The organism is Aeribacillus sp. FSL K6-3256, assembly GCF_037965805.1.
Classification (GTDB): Bacteria; Bacillota; Bacilli; order Bacillales; family Aeribacillaceae; genus Aeribacillus; species Aeribacillus composti.
Genome location: NZ_CP150188.1, coordinates 433,172 through 450,942 on the forward strand (window position 1 = coordinate 433,172; position 17,771 = coordinate 450,942).

Consider the following 17,771-nt stretch of genomic DNA (forward strand, 5'->3'; position numbering starts at 1 on the left):
TGAGAATGGCAATATCAAGGTGTTTATGACTTCGAATTAATCGTACTTGGCTGTTCTCGGATATGCGGAATTTACAAACCTATATGAATAAACAGAAACATTAATAAAACGTCATATAAAGCTTCATTTTCTTACTTTTACAGACAGATTCTCTATGCCAATACGAAAAACGTTGCTCTGAAACATCGTCCAATTCAATTTAACTGGACACATTTTGGAGATTTTCAGCGTGAAGAAAATCCGATTGTATTAGCGGATCGAATTCTTTTCCGGCTGACTTGATTACACCGGCTAACAATCAAAAGGGTTATTTGAACTTGAGACTGGCTATAATCTTTCCTTTCCATCCGTGTGTCGGAGCAGGTAAAATAGATGATCGATGGAAATTATCGAAAAAAGAATGAAGGTGGAAGAAGTTGATTAAAAAGGAATTAAATGATAAGTGAAAACTTTTAAAAAACGCACCTGAAAAAAAGATGGAAGTTTTCCTTTCAGGTGCGGAATGTCATTTTTAATGCTTCTATCAAATGTACAATAAACACGTATCCATCATAAGTGTAAGCAAAATTTATGAAATTCCGGCAGCTTCGGCCAAATATTCGACTAGATGCAATGCCCGCACAGAATCAGACAGTTTTTCGCGTTCGATACCAAGCTTCATCTGTATGAGACATCCTGGGTTGGTCGTAATCACGACTGATGCTCCGGTCGCTTTCGTATGCTTCATTTTCTCATCAAGGATGTCCATTGAGGCATCATAGTTAATAATATTATAGATTCCTGCTGAACCGCAGCACATGTTTGCTTGCTCCATCTCAACAAAATTAATTCCTGAAATACTTTTTAGAAGGTTTAAAGGCTCCTCAGTCACTTTTTGAACATTGGTCATATGACACGAAGGCTGATATGTGACTCGTTCTTCCGGATTTGACCGAAGATTAGGCAGTCCGCCGCAAGCGACTAGCACTTGGCTGATATCTCTTGATTTTGCAGTGAACGCAGCCGCTCTATCAGCCCATTCTGGATCATCTGCGAGCAGGTGGTCATATTCATGCAGCATAGCTCCGCATCCTCCGGCATTATTCACAATAAAATCAACGTTCTCTTGTTCAAATGCGGCGATGTTTTGTTTTGCGAGACGCTTGGCTTCCTCTATTTCACCAGAGTGCGCATGCAGTGCGCCGCAGCATGTCTGATTAGGGATGACAATGACATCACAACCCGCTTCTGCAAGCAGCTGTACAGACAACCGGTTGATGCGATGGAACATAGCATCCATGATACATCCGGTGAAAAATGCAACTGTATATTTTTTTTCACCTTTTGCTTTCGCTTTGGAAGGAGCTTGTTTACGCTCTGCTGGTGAAACTGCCTGAGACATTGTCGCTTCGAATTCACCTAAATGATAAGGCAGCTTTTTCATAATACCAGTTTTGCGCATCGCTTTTTGCAATCCGCTTTTCTCATAAAGCCAAAACGTATTGCCGATCACATTCATGGCTGTTTTACTAGGGAATACGTTCTGAAACATTGTCTTTCTCAGCAGACGAACAGGAGCTTTAAATTTCTTGCGTTTCACAAGTGCAGCCCTTGCTGATTCAAGGATGGAACCATATTCCACTCCAGTCGGACAAGCCGTTTCACAAGCCCGGCATCCAAGGCATAAATCCAGCGGCTCTTCAAGCACTGATAAATCCGTGATTTTTCCTTCGCCAACCATTTTGACTAAATTAATACGTCCGCGAGGTGAATGTGTTTCTATTCGCATAGTTACATATGTCGGGCAGACGGGCAGACAATAACCGCACTGTACACAGCTGTTCGTTTTATTATATTGAAATTCTTCCCTTAGTTCTTCAAGAGATTCTTTCATGTTAACTCAACTCCAATTTCTGCCCCTTTTCGGGGAAAATTTTTCCTGGATTCATGATGTTATTTGGATCCCAAACTCTTTTAATCCGCTTCATCATATCCAGACCGACTGGTCCTAATTCCATTTCCATAAAAGGAGCCTTCATAGTTCCGATGCCGTGTTCGCCTGAAAGCGTTCCGCCAAGTTCAACTGCTGCTGTGAAAATTTCAGCGACAGCTTGTTCTACGCGGCGCATTTCTTCTTTGTCGTTTTTGTCGCAAATAATGTTTGGATGCAGGTTGCCATCACCTGCGTGACCGAATACGACGAGGTGAACATTATATTTATCTCGAATTTCCTGCAATCTTGCGCACATTTGAGGTATTTTGCTTCGTGGTACGGTGGCATCTTCTGAAATTTTGGTCGGTTTTATACGTACGATAGCCGGAGATACCAGCTTTCGAGCTTTCCAGATCTCCGCTTTTTCCGCTTCATTTTTTGGAATGCGAACAGCTCTTGCTCCGACAAGATAACATAGTTCCGCTGCTTGTTTGATCTCATCCTTTAAAGCTAAAGGATGGCCGTCGAGCTCAATGAGAATAATCGCTTCTGCATCTACAGGTAGCCCTAAAGGCTCGTAATTTTCGACCGCCACAATCGAAGCTTGATCCATTAACTCCATTTTGGCAGGCAAAATACCTGACGATAAAATTTTTGAAATGGCGCTTCCCGCATCAACAAGGCTGTCAAATACCGCCATAATGGTTTCGGAAGCGGGCGGCTTTGGAAGAAGGCGCAAAATTGCTTTTGTAATGATGCCTAAGGTTCCTTCTGATCCGACAATGAGTTTTGTTAAATCATAACCGGTTACATTTTTTACAGTGCGTCCGCCAGTATGAATGATTTCACCCTCAGGAGTGATAACCTCCAAACCAATCACATAATCTTTCGTTACTCCGTATTTTAATCCTCTTGGACCTCCAGAGTTCTCAGCTAAATTTCCACCAATAGTAGACACATGTGAACTGCTTGGATCTGGAGGATACATTAATCCTTTTTTCTCGGCTGCTTTGTGAATATCCGCTGTTAATACTCCCGGGGATACAACGGCGATTAAGTCTTCTTCATGAATTTCAAGTACATCATCTAATACCGATAAATCCAATACCATACCGCCTTTGACAGGCAGCGGGCCGCCGCTTAATGATGTGGCCTGACCGCGAGGATAAACTGGGATCTTCTCGCGATTGGCAAGCTTCACAAGGGATGCTAATTCTTCCACGCTCTTTGTTTGAATGACCACATCCGGCAGAAATGTTCCGAAAGAGCCGTCAAATGAATAGCTGAAACGGTCGCTCTCATCAGTGAGTACTTTACCGGTTTTAACTATTGATTTAATCTCTTCAATATGACTCGGTGTAACTACCTTCATATGAATCTCTCACTTTCCAATTTTCTATATCGTATAATCTCTTAAAAGCAGACTTAATTTTTTCTCAGCATTTTTTAAATGGATGAGACATTGGATTTTGGCGAGGTCCGGTTCTTCTGCTTCGATTGCTTGTAAAATATTGTAATGTTCTTGATATACAGCTTTTCGTTTTTGTTTTAACTCCACGTTAGGTCGCAACGTAATCTTTAATGTTTTTTCATAAAGAGAGGATAGATTTTCAAGTGTTTGAATTAAAACTGGATTATGTGTAGCCAAAATAATCGAACGATGGAATTCGATATCGGCCTCTGTTGAAATGTCTCCTTCTTCTAAAGATTCATTTTCCATTGTTTTTAAAATTCGTTTCATTTGCTCTAGCTGTTCAGGTGTACGTCGGAGTGCTGCTAAATATGCTGCTTCCGGCTCCAAAATTTTTCTCATTTCAAATAAATATTTAATGCTGTCCACATCATCGCTCTCAATTCGAATACGCTGTAATAATGATGAATTTGTTGATTCTTCTACATAACTCCCGCCGCCTTGACGCGAGGAAATGACACCTGCTGCACGCAGCATACTTAAAGCCTCGCGAATAGGTACTCTACTTACACCGAATTGAGCAGCCAACTCCATTTCTGTCGGCAGCTTAGAGCCTGGTGGAAATTTTCCGATTTCAATTTGTTTCAATAATTCACGAGATATCATTTGCGAAACTTTTTCTTTTTTGGCCATGACTCCCTCTCCTTTCGTAGTTCTAAAATAGGGAATGGACGAAAATTGTATAACAAATTTATTGATTTATATAACAAATTTATAATAATTTTTCAATGATTTTTTTGAATTTTTAATTTACAACACGTTATTTTATGATTATAATAAACAAAAAAAATAAAAAACACAAGACATACAACGAAATTTGTATTACTAATTTGTATTACAAATAACAAATTATTAGAACATGTTATTTACATTAGGATCCAACACAAGATGGGGAACCTTTATATTAGCCTGAAAATGTAAACACTTACATTTTTATAAGATTTTTGGCCTTCAGCCTGTGAAATTTAAGATGTGTTGATTCCTAATTGTAAATAAAGTGAAGTAACGTCGTTTCAATAATTTTCGGAACATTTACTTCATTCAATCTATACAGTTTTTTCTATATTCATTTTAAATTTAGGGGGAGTGGGTATGATGAATGACGCAGTATCTTTGGAAAAGCAAACAGTGCGAAAAGTAACTATGCGAATTGTTCCTTTTATTATTCTATTGTATATTATTGCGTTCATTGACAGGGCGAATTTAGGCTATGCTGCTTTGGATATGAACGATGCACTTGGGCTGACGAGCCAAATGTTTGGAATTGCTTCCGGCGTTTTCTTCATTAGTTATTTTCTATTTGAAGTGCCAAGCAATATAATGCTGGAACGTGTTGGGGCGCGCAAATGGATTGCCCGTATTCTCATAACGTGGGGAATTGTTGTGGTCTTAACCGGATTTGTTGAAAACGCCATCCATCTATATATACTCAGATTTTTGCTCGGAGCGTTTGAAGCAGGATTTTTCCCAGGCATAATTTTGTATCTTACTTACTGGTTTAGAGCTAAAGAAAGGGCCAAAACAATTGCCATGTTTATGACAGCTATCGCAGTTTCTTATATTATTGGGGCTCCTGTCTCAACATGGATTTTGGACAATATAAATTGGCTCGGGTTGGACGGATGGCGTTGGATGTTCATCCTTGAAGGTATACCGGCCGTTATTTTAGGAATTTTAACGCTCTTCTATTTAACGGACAGCCCTGAACAAGCAAAGTGGCTTACGAATGATGAGAAGAATTGGTTAATTGCAGAATTAAAGAAAGACAGAGAGGCTAATGCTGAGGCAAACTCAAACCATCATGGATTCAAATATGCCTTGACTAATCCTAGAGTATGGTATTTGGCTGTCATTTACTTTACGTTCAACATCGGTTTGTATGGAATCGGGTTCTGGCTGCCGCAAATTATAAAATCACTATCAGATGTATTATCAAACACACAAATTGGATTACTGACGATGATTCCTTATATATTCGGTGCAATTGCTATGAATATTTGGTCTCGCCGCTCTGATCGCTTAGGAGAGAGACGTATTCACGCAGCCATTGCTCTAATCGTCGGATGTGTGGGATTGTTTGGATCGGGAATGATGTCATCTCCTTTCTTGTCGATTTTAATGATGTCAGTAGCAGTTGCGGGAATGTACAGCTTCTATGGTCCTTTTTGGTCTTTAGCGACTCAATTCTTAAGTTCGTCTGTTGCAGCTGTGGGAATTGCCGCAATTAACTCAATTGGAAACTTAAGCGGCTTTGCAGGACCTTATGCGATCGGGATGATTCAAGATGCTACCGGAAGCGTAAACGTTGCCTTGTTCTTTTTAAGCGCTTCGCTTTTGATTCCAAGCATTCTGCTATTTGCAATGCGGAAGGAACATGCGGGCCAATTGTCCCGTGACATAAATGTAGATCAAAATTAGGTAGTGATTTCTAATTAAAAAATCCCAGCCTCTCGCACACTATAGCTGATGTTTAATCTTGATATTTGCATGAAATTTGACAATATGAAATGTTAGCTGAAGGCCAATAAACAATTCATTTTATAGTGAATGGATTAAAAACATGAACTAAAAAAAGTTTTGAAATCAGGAAAGACTTGTAGAAAGGAAGTTATCAGCAATGTCTTTAATGCCTTATACGTATTTTATGCCTACACGAGTAGAATGTGGTAATGGAATATCTGAAAAAACGGGAGAAATGATAAAGGAATTAGGCGTTAAAAATGTACTCATTGTAACTGATAAAGGGGTAAGAGCAGCCAACCTTTTAGAAGGAATTGAAAAGTCGCTCCATGCTGCAAACGTGAATTATGAAATTTATGATGAGGTAGAGCCGAATCCGTCTGATGAAACGATTCATAAAGGCACTGAATATCTGAAGCAGCATCAAAATGATGCCGTTTTGGCTGTAGGCGGCGGAAGCAGTATTGACACTGCCAAAGGCATCGCAGTGATGGCGAAAAATCCCGGCCATATCTTTGATTATGAAGGGGTAGGAAAGATTGCCATTCCGCCGCTTCCAATCGCAGCTATACCGACTACGGCAGGTACTGGAAGTGAAGTAACGGCCTCAACCGTTGTGACCAATAAAGAAACATTATTTAAATTAGCAGTCATTAGTCCTTATTTATATCCAAAATTAGCTATACTGGATCCGGCTCTTACACTCAATCTGCCGCAGGAAATTACTGCAGCAACTGGCATGGATGCGTTAACCCATGCGATTGAATCGTATACATCCAAGGCAGCCAATCCTGTAAGCCAAGCATTAGCTATTCACGCTGTTAAAATGATTGGCGAAAATTTAACGAAAGCCTACTTTGTGGGAACAGATATAAAAAGTAGAGAAAACATGCTGGTTGCATCCATGATTGCTGGAATAGCCTTTGCGCAGTCTCGGTTAGGAAATGTGCATGCGATTTCACATACTTTTGGAGGAGTTTTTAATATTCCGCATGGAATTGCAAACGCAGTGCTTTTACCTTTTGTGATGAAATTCAATTTGCCTGCGTGTCCAGAAAAGTTCAAAGATATAGCGGCCGCTTTAGGGAAGGATGTTACCGGTTTATCTACTATTGAAGCCGCTGAAGAAGCAATAAACGCTGTCATTGAAATGAATCGAACGATGAAAATTCCACTCAATATAAAAGACCTGGGTGTATCAAAAGAATTGATTCCGAAATTAGTGGAGGATTCGATGAGAAGTGGAAATGTGCATGTAAATCCTAGACTGACAAGGCCGGCCGACATTCAATTAATCATTGAGAGAGCTTATGACGGTATTTTAGAAGAGTTCTAATAATAGAGAGGATAAACGATTTAGTTTACAAAATCAGGTTTCTTATCATCATATTTCATGCTTTTATGTAATGCGGAGAAACGGACTTCCGGCGCATGGATGCTTTTCAATCTTCTTTGTTGTCGCGAAGCGGATTATTTGATGTGGACTTTCTAGTATATTTTGCTGAAATCCTAGTTACACAGATTGTCAATCGTCAATGGAAAAATTGATGTGATGGGTATAGTGGAAAATAGCAGCCTTAGTGGTTCATGTCGTCTAGCTGCTTCTTAAACAGGGAATAAAGGCATTGTAAAAAAATCGAATGGTTGCGATTTTCTGTTGTCTAAAAATCGATTATTCTCATTTTGCGAAATCATCGGGAGTTTGATTCTTTTTCAAACCTCCAAATTTCAATCTTAAAGCTCCAAAAAAGAAGTTCAAAGGATTCTATGACCTTCTTATACATTAGCCACAGAACGAATGTGTTCTCTATGTGTTGTTTTAGAAAATTGTTGAAGCATCGATGTAAAGCACAGCTTTGTGATAAATGAACAAGTTTGATTGGGGTGGCTCTTCATAAAGGACAAAAAATACACAGAAAAAATGATGATGAGTTTATTTGAAATGGCAACTCTTTTAGGTTTGAGTTTCACTTAATAGTTGGTGAAAGACAAGTACAGAATGGGGAAATTCCACTGCTGCAAACTTAAGCTTTAATTAGCAATCATAAGGAGGGTTAACCGTGTTAAAAACTAATTCTTTAGTTGATTTAACAGATCTAAAAATGTATGTGAACGGCGAATGGATAGAGGCAAAAGACGGAAAGACCATTTCAGTTATGAATCCTTCGACAGGAAAAATGATAGCGAATGTCCCCAATGGAGGTCGTTTCGAGACGCACCAAGCGATTGAAGCGGCAGAGCATGCCTTTAAAAGCTGGTCGAAATTAACAGCAAACGATCGTGCGCAATATTTGCTGAAATTGCGGGATTTGATGCATGAATACAAAGATGAATTAGCGGAAATCGTCAGTTTGGAAATGGGAAAACCGATTACGGAAGCAAAAGGGGAAGTAGTTTTTGCCGGCAGCTATTTAGAATGGTTTGCTGAAGAGGGCCGCCGGATTTATGGAGAAACGATTCCTGCATCTGTTCCGAATAAAAGATTGCTAGTGATCCGTCAGCCAATCGGCGTGGTGGCCGCTATTACCCCTTGGAATTTTCCGTTGGCTATGATGACAAGAAAGCTAGGCCCCGCTTTGGCAAGTGGGTGCACAGGAATCGTGAAGCCTGCGAAGCAATCTCCAATCAGTGCCATTGCTTTTTGCAAATTAGTCGAAATGGCAGAGATTCCTCGCGGAGTCATCAATCTGGTAATAGGCAACGCGGGTCCGATTTCGGATGAAATTTTCGAAAATCCAATTGTAAGAAAAATTTCTTTTACCGGATCGACTGAGATCGGAAAATTACTGGTGACAAAGTCGGCTTCTCAATTGAAACGGCTATCGCTCGAACTGGGCGGGCATGCACCGTTTATCGTTTTTGAAGACGCTGATTTAGAAGCGGCTGCTTCTGGTGCAGTGGCAAGTAAATTTCGAAATACAGGACAAACTTGTGTTTGTGCCAATCGAATTTACGTTCAGCGTTCCGTTTTAGACAAGTTTTCGGAAATTTTCGTGAAAAAGGTGCAAGCATTGAAAGTTGGAAATAGTTTAGATCCAAGCGTTCAAGTAGGACCTCTCGTAAGCTCTGAAGGGTTAGAAAAGGTAGAAGAGCATGTCCATGATGCTTTGGCAAAAGGAGCCCGCGTTCTTTGCGGTGGACAAAGAATCGGAGGCGAACTGTCGGAAGGATTGTTCTATGAACCAACCGTATTAGCTGGAGTCAACACAGATATGCTGATTACAAAGGAAGAGACATTTGGGCCTGTCGCTCCGATTATTCCATTTGATACAGAAGAGGAAGTCATTCAATATGCCAATAATACCGAGTACGGCTTAGCAGCATATTTTTATACGCAAAATATCAGCCGAGCCGTTAGAGTTTCGGAAGCATTGGAATTTGGCATCGTCGGTTTGAACGATTCGATTCCTGCTGTCGCCCAAGCGCCATTTGGAGGCGTGAAAGAGAGCGGAATAGGCCGAGAAGGGGGACACCATGGAATAGACGAATATTTAGAAGTTAAGTATATTTCGATGGGTGTTTAAACGGGTCTAATGCAAAAGGAAGATAAATAGATAAGAAGCAGATTCATCCGTTTAGGGCAGCAGCCTGAACAGCTTTTCTGCACATTTTTGGCATAGCAGCCCTTGATGAATCTGCTTTTATTATTCATTTTTACAAATTGGACGGAAAAGGAATTTTCCTTCTTTAAGTGCAGCCGCCGAAAGATGTCTTGTAAAAAATTTTTAATAGACGATGCGAAGAATGAAACATAAATTGATGTGGGGTCATACTTGGGCTTCCTCGAATTCGAGTCAGCGGTCTACAATACATTGAATTGGAAAAAATGAATGTACAACAATTAAAACATAGCAAGTGATAGACAAATATTTACAGCTTTTGAAGCAATAACGACTCATAAATTCGAATGCGCTGCAGCTACAAGCGCTGCCTGCCCGAGACTAATGCCGCCGTCGTTAGGTGGAATTTCTTCACCGATCCAGATATGCATATCGCTTTCATAAAATAACTCTTTCAAATCAGCTAACAAAAGCGAATTTTGAAATACACCGCCGGACAACACAACAGTGTCAATTTCATAGGCCGCTCCTAAAGAACGAACACTTCTAAATATGCCTTCTGCGACGCTTCGATGAAATGCGCGAGCAATCACCGCTGCATCTTTTCCTTTTAGACGGTCTTCTGCCATTTCCTTTAAAAAAGGACGGTAGTCTAGCTCTTTTCCATTCCACGGGAAAGAATATACCTTCTCTAATGGAGCTGTACGTGCTAAATGCTCCAGCCAAATGGCTGCTTGTCCTTCAAATGAGATAGGACCGGTAAATCCTAAAAGGGCCGCTGCTGCATCAAACAAACGGCCGACGGACGTTGTTGGAAAGGTGCGCAATTGTTTCTCTACCATCTTCACTGCCGTGAAAAATCGTTCAGGAAACGAAAGCTGCTTGCCGACATTTATTGCCCATTTCGGATCATCCACAAAGAAACCAGCTAGCGCTTGAAGCGGCATGCGTGCCGCCGCATCTCCGCCGGGAAGCATGGCGTAACGAAGATGTCCGCGCCGTTTTAGACCTTCCGCAGCGCTTCCGACAAACAGCTCGCCGCCCCAGATCGCTCCATCGTCGCCAAAACCTGTTCCATCAAACGCCACTCCGATCACCCGTTTGTCCAATGCATTTCGCTCCGCCAGCACGGACGCCACATGAGCGCGGTGGTGCTGGATGCCAATATGTTGATAAGCTTCTAGATTGTGAGCAAAGGCGGTAGATTGGTAGTCGGGATGAAGATCGTACGCCACAATCGTTTCTTGCAATCGAACATCATACATCGACAAAAGATCATGGACCGTTTGCTCAAATGACATATATGCTTCGTATTTCATCAAATCTCCTAAATGCTGGCTCATGATCGCCTGTCCGTTGACCACTAATGTAATGGTATTTTTTAGGTCAGCTCCAACCGCAAGAACAGGCCGATCACTGGGCAATTGGGCAGCAGGAAGCGGCGCATACCCCCGCGCCCGCCGAAGTACAGTAGGGCCAAATGGGCTGACGCGAACGACGGAATCATCGACGCGGCGGGCAATAGGGCGCTCCCCAATAAGCCATGCGTCCGCAATGCCTTCAAGTGCCTTGATCGCTTCTTCATCATCATAGATGATCGGTTCACTGGAACGGTTAGCACTTGTCATTACAAGCACTTCTGGTGCGTCGAAATGAAACAGCAAATGGTGGAGAGGGGTGTATGGAAGCATTACTCCTAAATCGGAATTATCAGGAGCAATTCCCGGCAGCAATCGGCGAGCCTGTGCCAACACGATGGGTCGGGCGGAAGATGTAAGGAGATTTTCTTCTTCCGCACATATATCGATAAACGACCTTGCTGTCTCGAGATCTTTTACCATTAAGGCAAACGGCTTTTCCCCGCGTCGCTTCCGCCTTCTAAGCTCCCATACCGCTTCTTCGTTTTCAGCATCACACGCCAAAAGATAGCCGCCAAGCCCCTTGATCGCAACGATGCGCCCAGAACGAAGGAGCTCGGCCGTTTTTTTGATCGCTTTTTCATCACCATGTATTTCTCCATCCTGTCCCTGCACATGATAATGAGGACCGCAATCGGGGCAAGCAGTTGGCTGCGCATGAAACCGTCGATCCGCCGGATCATAATATTCCACTGAACAAGCCGGACACATAGACCACATATGCATTGTCGTATAAGGCCGGTCATACGGCAGCCGCTCAATGACCGTATATCGTGGACCGCAATCCGTGCAATTGATGTATGGATAAAGGAATCGGCGGTTAGCTGGATCAAACAATTCTGACAAGCATTTCGGACAAACCGCAAGATCAGCAGGAATTTGCACTGTCGGCCGATTATGGAGCGTGCTGGCCAAAATTTCGAAATCAGCTGCTTCTTGTAAAGGCGCATCTTTAATTTCCAAATTGGTTATTTTAGCTGAGGAAGGGTATCGATCTGTAATTTCTTGAACAAATTGTTGAATGGCATCTGCGTCCCCTTCCACATGAATCTCCACGCCGCTTTCTCCATTGCGCACCCATCCGCTGAGCTTCCACCGCTTTGCTTTACGAAAGACAAAAGGACGAAAACCGACCCCTTGCACAACACCATATATGCAAATACGCTGCGCTATTTTCATGATGAATCACCTGCTTTCGTTATAAAACGAGAGATTTTGGAGCTTTCGAACAGATAAATAGAGCTCAGTGGACCGTCCGAACTTTGAATAAGAAAACATTGTCCGTTGAACTTAATGCGCTGGCATTTAGCTTTGTTCTCGCATTCTGAACTGAAGGCGTATACATAACAGAACTTTTCATGCCGACATATTCCACTTTCCTAGAGATGTATCCGTTTATTTTGCACGTATCTTACCTAAAGAGAAGAGAGGGGGCGCCCGTTTAAGAAAACGGCTTCTCCTCCTTTGCGGACGGTAATGCAACCATGCATCCGCGGCCGGAAACTCCTATTTGAATGACCTGCCCGTCTTCTACTAAGACTGGAACAGTACCTCCTCCCGTCAAAACAACAAGCTGCTTCAATGCCGCTTTGTCTTCTTCGACATCATACTCGACAAATTCTTTTCCGTCCCATAATAAACTTTCCCGCAATTCCTTCGTGTAAGGACATCCTTTCGCACCATAAAGCTCCAGCATTATTTCTCATCCTCCAAAGAGATGATTTATTATTAAGCATTTTCATGATTGATTAACAGATGCGAGGCAACGGATCGCCAATCAGCATATCGATCAAGCGTGTACCTCCATATTGAGAACGTGCTAAAACTGCTTTTTTTGGCTCTGCTTGTATTTCACCAATGCGCTTCGCATTCTCCCCGCCCGGCATGCTTCTAAGTGTTTTTAATGCGATATCGGCGTATTCAGGCGAAATGACGGCAAGAAACTGCCCTTCATTGGCAATATGAAGGGGATCCAATCCTAAAATTTCGCAGGCACCGCGCACTGCCGGGCGAACTGGAATTGCCTCTTCATCGAGTATAACAGCTACTTGAGCGTCTCTTGCCAATTCGTTTAATGCCGTAGCTACACCGCCTCGGGTTGGATCGCGCAGCCATCTAAGCCCCGGCGCCGCCGCCTCAATAAGTGCCGATACGAACGGCCAAACCGCCCGAGTATCGGAAGTAAGGTCAGCTTCTAAATCCAACTCCCCTCTAGCCAAGAGAACGGTAATCCCATGATCACCAATTGCACCAGACAAAATGACATGATCACCCGGTTGAACGTTTCTGGACGAAAGAGAAACGCGCGGATCGGTAAGGCCGATACCGGCTGTCGTGATGTACAGACCGTCCGCTTTTCCGTGCTCCACTACTTTCGTATCTCCCCCGACCACAGGCACTCCGACACGTTGAGCTGCCTTGGCGATAGCCGCCACCTCCCGTTCCAACTCCGACGTTGTCAATCCCGCTTCGATAATAAGTGTTGTCACCAAAGCCAACGGCTTTGCTCCTCCCATCGCCAAGTCGTTTATAGTCCCATTGACGGCAAGTTCGCCGATAGATCCCCCTGGGAAGACGAGTGGATTGACAACAAAGCTGTCTGCAGTAAACGCCAATCGGCTCCCATTTGTCTCAACATATGCCGCATCATTTAATTCTGCTGGCTTGTCCCCCATCATATAGGGAACCAACAGTCCTTCGATCAGTCTTCTGCTGGCTTTCCCACCAGCGCCATGAGCCAATTCGATATAAGAATCAGTAAAATTCACTTTGGCTGTCTTCATGCTTGTTCCTTCCTTTCTTCCTGATGCAACGATTAATTAAGAAGTTCAGTGAGCGTCTCCCAAATCATATAACGTCTGAAAGTAAGCTGATGAACCCTGCCACTGCCCGAAATCGAAACGCATTGTATTTCACCTAACAGGGAAAACAATCTATATAATTTCCTCTTTTTTTATTCACCCACTGCTTCTTGCAAATGAACGTAATGATAATAGGCGGCGCATGCCCCTTCTGACGACACCATAAGAGCTCCCACCGGATGTTCCGGAGTGCATTCTTTGCCAAACAGCTGACATTGATGCGGCTTCAATATACCTTTTAATACTTGTCCGCAAGGCGCCATTTGCGGATCACTCACACGAGATCCCTCGACTTGGAAACGAACTTCCGCATCCCACTTGGCGAATTCAGGCCGCAATTTGAGCGCAGACTGCTGAATAGCCCCAAGTCCCCTCCATTCAAAAAGAGAGCGGACTTCAAAAACTTCTTTCATTACATCAAGTGCAGACATATTTCCTTCGTAAGGAACGACGCGGCTATATTGATTTTCTACTTCAAACCGCCCCTCGCGCATTTGTTTTACAAGCATGAGGATCGATTGCAGTAAATCGAGCGGTTCAAAACCGGAGATAATTATCGGTTTTTGGTATTTTTTTGCGATGCTTTCATAAGGACGGGCGCCGATTACAGATGAAACATGACCAGGTCCGATAAACCCATCAATGCGCATATCCGGAGAATCCAATATTGCCTGCATTGCCGGTATAATTAGGACGTGATTGGAAAATACAGAGAAATTGGGCACATCCAATTCACGTGCGCGCATGAGCGTCAATGCTGTTGATGGGGCGGTAGTTTCAAAGCCAATCGCGAACAGCACAACTTGCCGGTCAGGATTCTTCATCGCTATGTTTAAAGCATCTAAAGGGGAGTACACCATACGTATATCAGCCCCTTTAGCTTTTAGTTCGAGAGGCGTTCCATGTTTCCCAGGAACGCGCATTACATCACCGAATGCGGTAAAAATGACGTTCTGCTGCTTGGCAATCGAAAGTCCATTGTCCATACGTCCCATTGGAAGAATACAGACAGGGCATCCCGGTCCATGGACAAGCTCAATGTTTTCAGGCAGCAGATTCTGCAATCCAAATCGAAAAATCGAAAAGGTATGTCCTCCGCAAACCTCCATAAAACGATAGTGATAATCTGGATCGACGAGACGGTGGATTTCTTCCGATATTTTGCGGATTAATTCCGGATTGCGAAACTCGTCAACATATTTCATCGTCGTCATTAAACTGCACCTCCTAAAATTAGATCAACAACGACTGCCTGCATGCATATCGTCTTTTTCGGAACGGGTTTTGATTGACCAATCATATGCCTTTTGTTGCCTTAAGTCTCCAGCGCTGTGTATTAACATGTTTAAACTTTTTCGTTATCAAATTGGTAACCTTGTACTTCCTCGATCGCTTCATCCGATTCATTTAACATGCTTAGCAAATTCAATTGTTCATTTGCTTGTTCTTCACTGATTTTGCTCATCGCAAATCCCACATGAATAAGCACCCAATCTCCAAGAAGGAGATGTTCATTTTTTAATAAGTCAATGTTAATTTTGCGGCGCACACCGCAAACATTCACCACAGCATAATGGCGGTCACCATCTAACATTTCTACAATTTGGCCTGGAATAGCTAAACACATAAATGAATCGCTCCCCCCGATTTGCAATAAATATGAAAATTTAGATATTTTATTGTCCGTAAAGAAAACTAGAAGTTCATTCGAACACTAAAACACTGAAACTTTTGTTAGAGATTCTTTAGAACAATCATGTAAATTCAAGGCGCCAAATGATGACGCGGTTATTTCCTGAATCAGCAATTGCCAGACGATTTTGATGACACCAAATCCCGTACGGCCAGCAAAGTGAATCCCTTGTTACGGCTTTCCAGCGATTTTCTCCCATTCCTTCGAAATCTGCTTGGCCAATAACATACGAAGCAGGATGATACGCTCCTTTTCGCGGCGACTCAGTAAAAAGAAGGATGCGGTTGTTTGCCGTGTCAGCCACCGCTAGCAAATTGTCGTATTGTGCGATTCCGTAAGGAAACCGGAAGCGCCGGGGTCCTTGCGGTACATGTGGAAGTTCAAATGACTGAGTAAAATCTTGTTGACCGAGAACTAACTCAGCTGGGCGGTCCGTCTCTGGAGGCGGCGTATAGCCAAGAATGCGGTGATTGCCCGCATCGGCAACGTATAACGTATTTCCGTCGCCGGCAAGAGCGTGCGGCCAGCGATACGTATCCGTTCCTACGCCTTTTCTCCTATTCTCACTGTTTACATAACCATTCGGTTGACCAAGAATGACATCAGGAACACGCCCATCTTCCGGTAAACCTTTCCATCCCAAAACTCGGCGATTCCCCGTATCCGCTACGTAAAACCATTCATCAATGTATGCAAAATTATATGGCCAATAAAATCCAGTCGGACTAACTTTTCCTCCTCGATTAGGGGATGTCCCTGACAGATCCTCTTGTCCCAAGACATAATCGGGAGGTTGGTTATTTATTTTTGGAAATGTTTCCCAAATGAGCAGACGATGGTGCCAAGCATCTGCGACAAATAGCTTTCCTTCAATGACCGCAACGCCAGTCGGGAGATGAAACAGCTTTGGTCCTTCTGTTTCAAAATCAGGCTGACCTAACACGATGTCAGCTGGCGCATGATCATTTTCCGGCCAGCTGTACCAAATGAGTACGCGATGGTTGCCGCTGTCGGCCGCCACTACAATATCATCGTCTATATACACTCCCCTTGGTGCATAAAGATGAATCCTGTTTGGATGGGCAGGGGGCAGCACAAGACCGCCTGGGGCCGGTCCCCCTAACCACCGTTCGGGATATGCGGTTAACTTAATCGTATCCATATTTTTTCATCCTCTACCCGAACTGGAAATGGTTCTAGCTGCACGTGAGGTGCCGTCATGCATTCCCCGGTGGATAAATCAAAACGGAAGCCGTGCCATGGACAAGTAATAATAGAGTTGTCCACCAGTCCTCCGTCAAGAGACATCCCCATATGAGGGCATTGATTGCGAAATGCCATTACTTTTCCTTCTAAGCGAACCAGCAAAACATCGAGCTTCTCATGCGAAAAGCGAACAGGACTCCCTTCTTCCAGTTCCGAAGCGGATGGACCTTGCACCCATCCGTTTTGTTCTAAATTTCCAGTATCATTCATAGCGTGAAATGGCATGTAGCCGGAGGTCACTTCCTCTTCGACCATGACAACATGTTCAATTTCTGGAACGCGGGCTTTAATTGCTTCCTCAATCCCATTTTTCAACGTCATAGCGGATAGCGAGCAACCGGAACAAGCTCCTTGAAGGCGGACATAAACTGTATTTCCTTCCACTTTAACTAGCTCCACGCCACCTCCGTGGGAACGCATATAAGGACGCACTTCTTCTAACGCGGCGGCGGTACGGGTAAATAAATCTTGTTTAATGATTCCGTGCATCAAAAACATCGCATAAATAGAAGGGTCTTCTGCAGCTTTCAGCAGCAATTCTTTTCCCGCCTCCGTTTCACGAAACGTGCGAACGAGTTTTCTAAGAGCATGTTCGTGAAAGGCTTCAATGGCTTTTTTCAATTCCATTGCTTTCATCCGAGCGTCTTCTGGCAGACCCTTTATCGAGTCCAGCACGCGATCCACCCGTCCAGCCAAAGCTTGAAAATCCTCTTCCTGCTGAACTTTCATGATCACTCACCTCCAAAAGCCAATGTTTGCTCCAGAGCTTCTTCGATTTTCCGATATAATAAAGCGGCAAATGTTTGTTTGGCCATCTCCTGCAGCATTTCTTCAACCGTATTACGGTCAACAATGTTAGTAAAATCATTGACGCGATGATTGGCTAAAGCCTGCAAAATGAGGCAAGAGCCCGCTGGATTATCAAGAAGGGCATCGCGAAAGAAAGCGTCCACAAATTCGTTCAGCCAAATTCCCTCACTTTGAGGATTTGCGCGAAGCCGTTCCAGAGCTTTTTGAGCTCCTTCATTGCGCTGGATGATACGTTCACAAAAGCGGTCAACCGCCATACCCAACAAAAGATTAAAATATTGCTGTTCGTGGGGATTCATGCAATCCTTCCTCTCTTTCGC

14 protein-coding genes are annotated in these 17,771 nt (G+C 43.3%); 3 read left to right on the forward strand and 11 right to left on the reverse strand.

From position 1 onward, the window contains the following. Window positions 1-568: 568 nt before the first annotated feature. The 3 genes from NSQ84_RS02235 to NSQ84_RS02245 are packed head-to-tail and all read right to left on the reverse strand — an operon-like array spanning window position 569 to window position 4,016. Window positions 569-1,873 (reverse strand): (Fe-S)-binding protein, encoded by a 1,305-nt coding sequence (locus NSQ84_RS02235; protein WP_327873445.1) that lies wholly within the window; start codon window positions 1,871-1,873, stop codon window positions 569-571. 1 nt (window position 1,874) lies between these two features. Next, window positions 1,875-3,284, reverse strand: a complete 1,410-nt coding sequence (locus NSQ84_RS02240; protein ID WP_130156506.1) for an FAD-linked oxidase C-terminal domain-containing protein — start codon at window positions 3,282-3,284, stop codon at window positions 1,875-1,877. Between the two features lie 24 nt (window positions 3,285-3,308). Further along, a complete protein-coding gene (locus tag NSQ84_RS02245; RefSeq protein WP_063387623.1) occupies window positions 3,309-4,016 on the reverse strand; it encodes a FadR/GntR family transcriptional regulator in 708 nt (235 codons plus the stop codon). A gap of 459 nt (window positions 4,017-4,475) precedes the next feature. On the opposite strand from NSQ84_RS02245, the gene NSQ84_RS02250 reads away from it, so the two are divergent. From NSQ84_RS02250 to NSQ84_RS02260, 3 genes are all read left to right on the forward strand, one after another. Next, the gene (locus NSQ84_RS02250; RefSeq protein ID WP_063387622.1) at window positions 4,476-5,801 is read left to right on the forward strand and encodes an MFS transporter; all 1,326 of its coding nucleotides are present in this window, start codon (window positions 4,476-4,478) and stop codon (window positions 5,799-5,801) included. A 199-nt stretch (window positions 5,802-6,000) separates the two neighbouring features. Further along, window positions 6,001-7,179, forward strand: coding sequence for an iron-containing alcohol dehydrogenase (locus tag NSQ84_RS02255; RefSeq protein ID WP_130156508.1), 1,179 nt, complete (start codon window positions 6,001-6,003; stop codon window positions 7,177-7,179). Between the two features lie 724 nt (window positions 7,180-7,903). Further along, window positions 7,904-9,367 (forward strand): NAD-dependent succinate-semialdehyde dehydrogenase, encoded by a 1,464-nt coding sequence (locus tag NSQ84_RS02260; protein WP_327873443.1) that lies wholly within the window; start codon window positions 7,904-7,906, stop codon window positions 9,365-9,367. A gap of 371 nt (window positions 9,368-9,738) precedes the next feature. Here the strand turns inward: NSQ84_RS02260 and hypF are convergent, their stop codons facing one another. The 8 genes from hypF to NSQ84_RS02300 all read right to left on the reverse strand — a co-directional run bounded on the left by hypF (window position 9,739) and on the right by NSQ84_RS02300 (window position 17,750). Then, window positions 9,739-12,000: a carbamoyltransferase HypF gene (hypF, locus tag NSQ84_RS02265; RefSeq protein WP_327873442.1), complete on the reverse strand. Its 2,262-nt coding sequence runs from the start codon at window positions 11,998-12,000 to the stop codon at window positions 9,739-9,741. A 262-nt stretch (window positions 12,001-12,262) separates the two neighbouring features. Then, window positions 12,263-12,517, reverse strand: a complete 255-nt coding sequence (locus NSQ84_RS02270) for a Uxx-star family glutaredoxin-like (seleno)protein (protein WP_117017262.1) — start codon at window positions 12,515-12,517, stop codon at window positions 12,263-12,265. Between the two features lie 52 nt (window positions 12,518-12,569). Beyond that, a complete protein-coding gene (gene hypE, locus NSQ84_RS02275; RefSeq protein WP_327873441.1) occupies window positions 12,570-13,604 on the reverse strand; it encodes a hydrogenase expression/formation protein HypE in 1,035 nt (344 codons plus the stop codon). Window positions 13,605-13,774: 170 nt separating this feature from the next. Continuing rightward, on the reverse strand, window positions 13,775-14,896 hold the full coding sequence (gene hypD, locus NSQ84_RS02280) for a hydrogenase formation protein HypD (RefSeq protein ID WP_327873440.1): 1,122 nt from the start codon (window positions 14,894-14,896) through the stop codon (window positions 13,775-13,777). A 131-nt stretch (window positions 14,897-15,027) separates the two neighbouring features. Then, window positions 15,028-15,309, reverse strand: a complete 282-nt coding sequence (locus NSQ84_RS02285; RefSeq protein ID WP_063387617.1) for a HypC/HybG/HupF family hydrogenase formation chaperone — start codon at window positions 15,307-15,309, stop codon at window positions 15,028-15,030. Window positions 15,310-15,436: 127 nt separating this feature from the next. Beyond that, window positions 15,437-16,537 carry an NHL repeat-containing protein gene (locus NSQ84_RS02290; protein ID WP_327873439.1) on the reverse strand — a complete coding sequence of 367 codons (1,101 nt, stop codon included), beginning with the start codon at window positions 16,535-16,537 and terminating at the stop codon, window positions 15,437-15,439. After that, a complete protein-coding gene (locus NSQ84_RS02295; protein ID WP_063387615.1) occupies window positions 16,519-17,370 on the reverse strand; it encodes a NifU family protein in 852 nt (283 codons plus the stop codon). The genes NSQ84_RS02290 and NSQ84_RS02295 overlap by 19 nt, the downstream gene beginning before the upstream one ends. A gap of 2 nt (window positions 17,371-17,372) precedes the next feature. Next, window positions 17,373-17,750 carry a hypothetical protein gene (locus NSQ84_RS02300; RefSeq protein ID WP_327873438.1) on the reverse strand — a complete coding sequence of 126 codons (378 nt, stop codon included), beginning with the start codon at window positions 17,748-17,750 and terminating at the stop codon, window positions 17,373-17,375. Window positions 17,751-17,771 lie beyond the last annotated feature (21 nt).

Excerpts from the sequence above, each read along its gene's own strand:
- NSQ84_RS02285 (WP_063387617.1), bottom strand. The coding sequence starts at position 15,309 with ATGTGTTTAGCTATTCCAGGCCAAATTGTAGAAATGTTAGATGGTGAC.
- hypE (WP_327873441.1), bottom strand. The coding sequence starts at position 13,604 with ATGAAGACAGCCAAAGTGAATTTTACTGATTCTTATATCGAATTGGCT.
- NSQ84_RS02300 (WP_327873438.1), bottom strand. The coding sequence starts at position 17,750 with ATGAATCCCCACGAACAGCAATATTTTAATCTTTTGTTGGGTATGGCG.
- NSQ84_RS02295 (WP_063387615.1), bottom strand. The coding sequence starts at position 17,370 with ATGAAAGTTCAGCAGGAAGAGGATTTTCAAGCTTTGGCTGGACGGGTG.
- hypF (WP_327873442.1), bottom strand. The coding sequence starts at position 12,000 with ATGAAAATAGCGCAGCGTATTTGCATATATGGTGTTGTGCAAGGGGTC.
- NSQ84_RS02240 (WP_130156506.1), bottom strand. The coding sequence starts at position 3,284 with ATGAAGGTAGTTACACCGAGTCATATTGAAGAGATTAAATCAATAGTT.
- NSQ84_RS02250 (WP_063387622.1), top strand. The coding sequence starts at position 4,476 with ATGATGAATGACGCAGTATCTTTGGAAAAGCAAACAGTGCGAAAAGTA.
- hypD (WP_327873440.1), bottom strand. The coding sequence starts at position 14,896 with ATGACGACGATGAAATATGTTGACGAGTTTCGCAATCCGGAATTAATC.
- NSQ84_RS02245 (WP_063387623.1), bottom strand. The coding sequence starts at position 4,016 with ATGGCCAAAAAAGAAAAAGTTTCGCAAATGATATCTCGTGAATTATTG.
- NSQ84_RS02235 (WP_327873445.1), bottom strand. The coding sequence starts at position 1,873 with ATGAAAGAATCTCTTGAAGAACTAAGGGAAGAATTTCAATATAATAAA.
- NSQ84_RS02255 (WP_130156508.1), top strand. The coding sequence starts at position 6,001 with ATGTCTTTAATGCCTTATACGTATTTTATGCCTACACGAGTAGAATGT.
- NSQ84_RS02270 (WP_117017262.1), bottom strand. The coding sequence starts at position 12,517 with ATGCTGGAGCTTTATGGTGCGAAAGGATGTCCTTACACGAAGGAATTG.
- NSQ84_RS02290 (WP_327873439.1), bottom strand. The coding sequence starts at position 16,537 with ATGGATACGATTAAGTTAACCGCATATCCCGAACGGTGGTTAGGGGGA.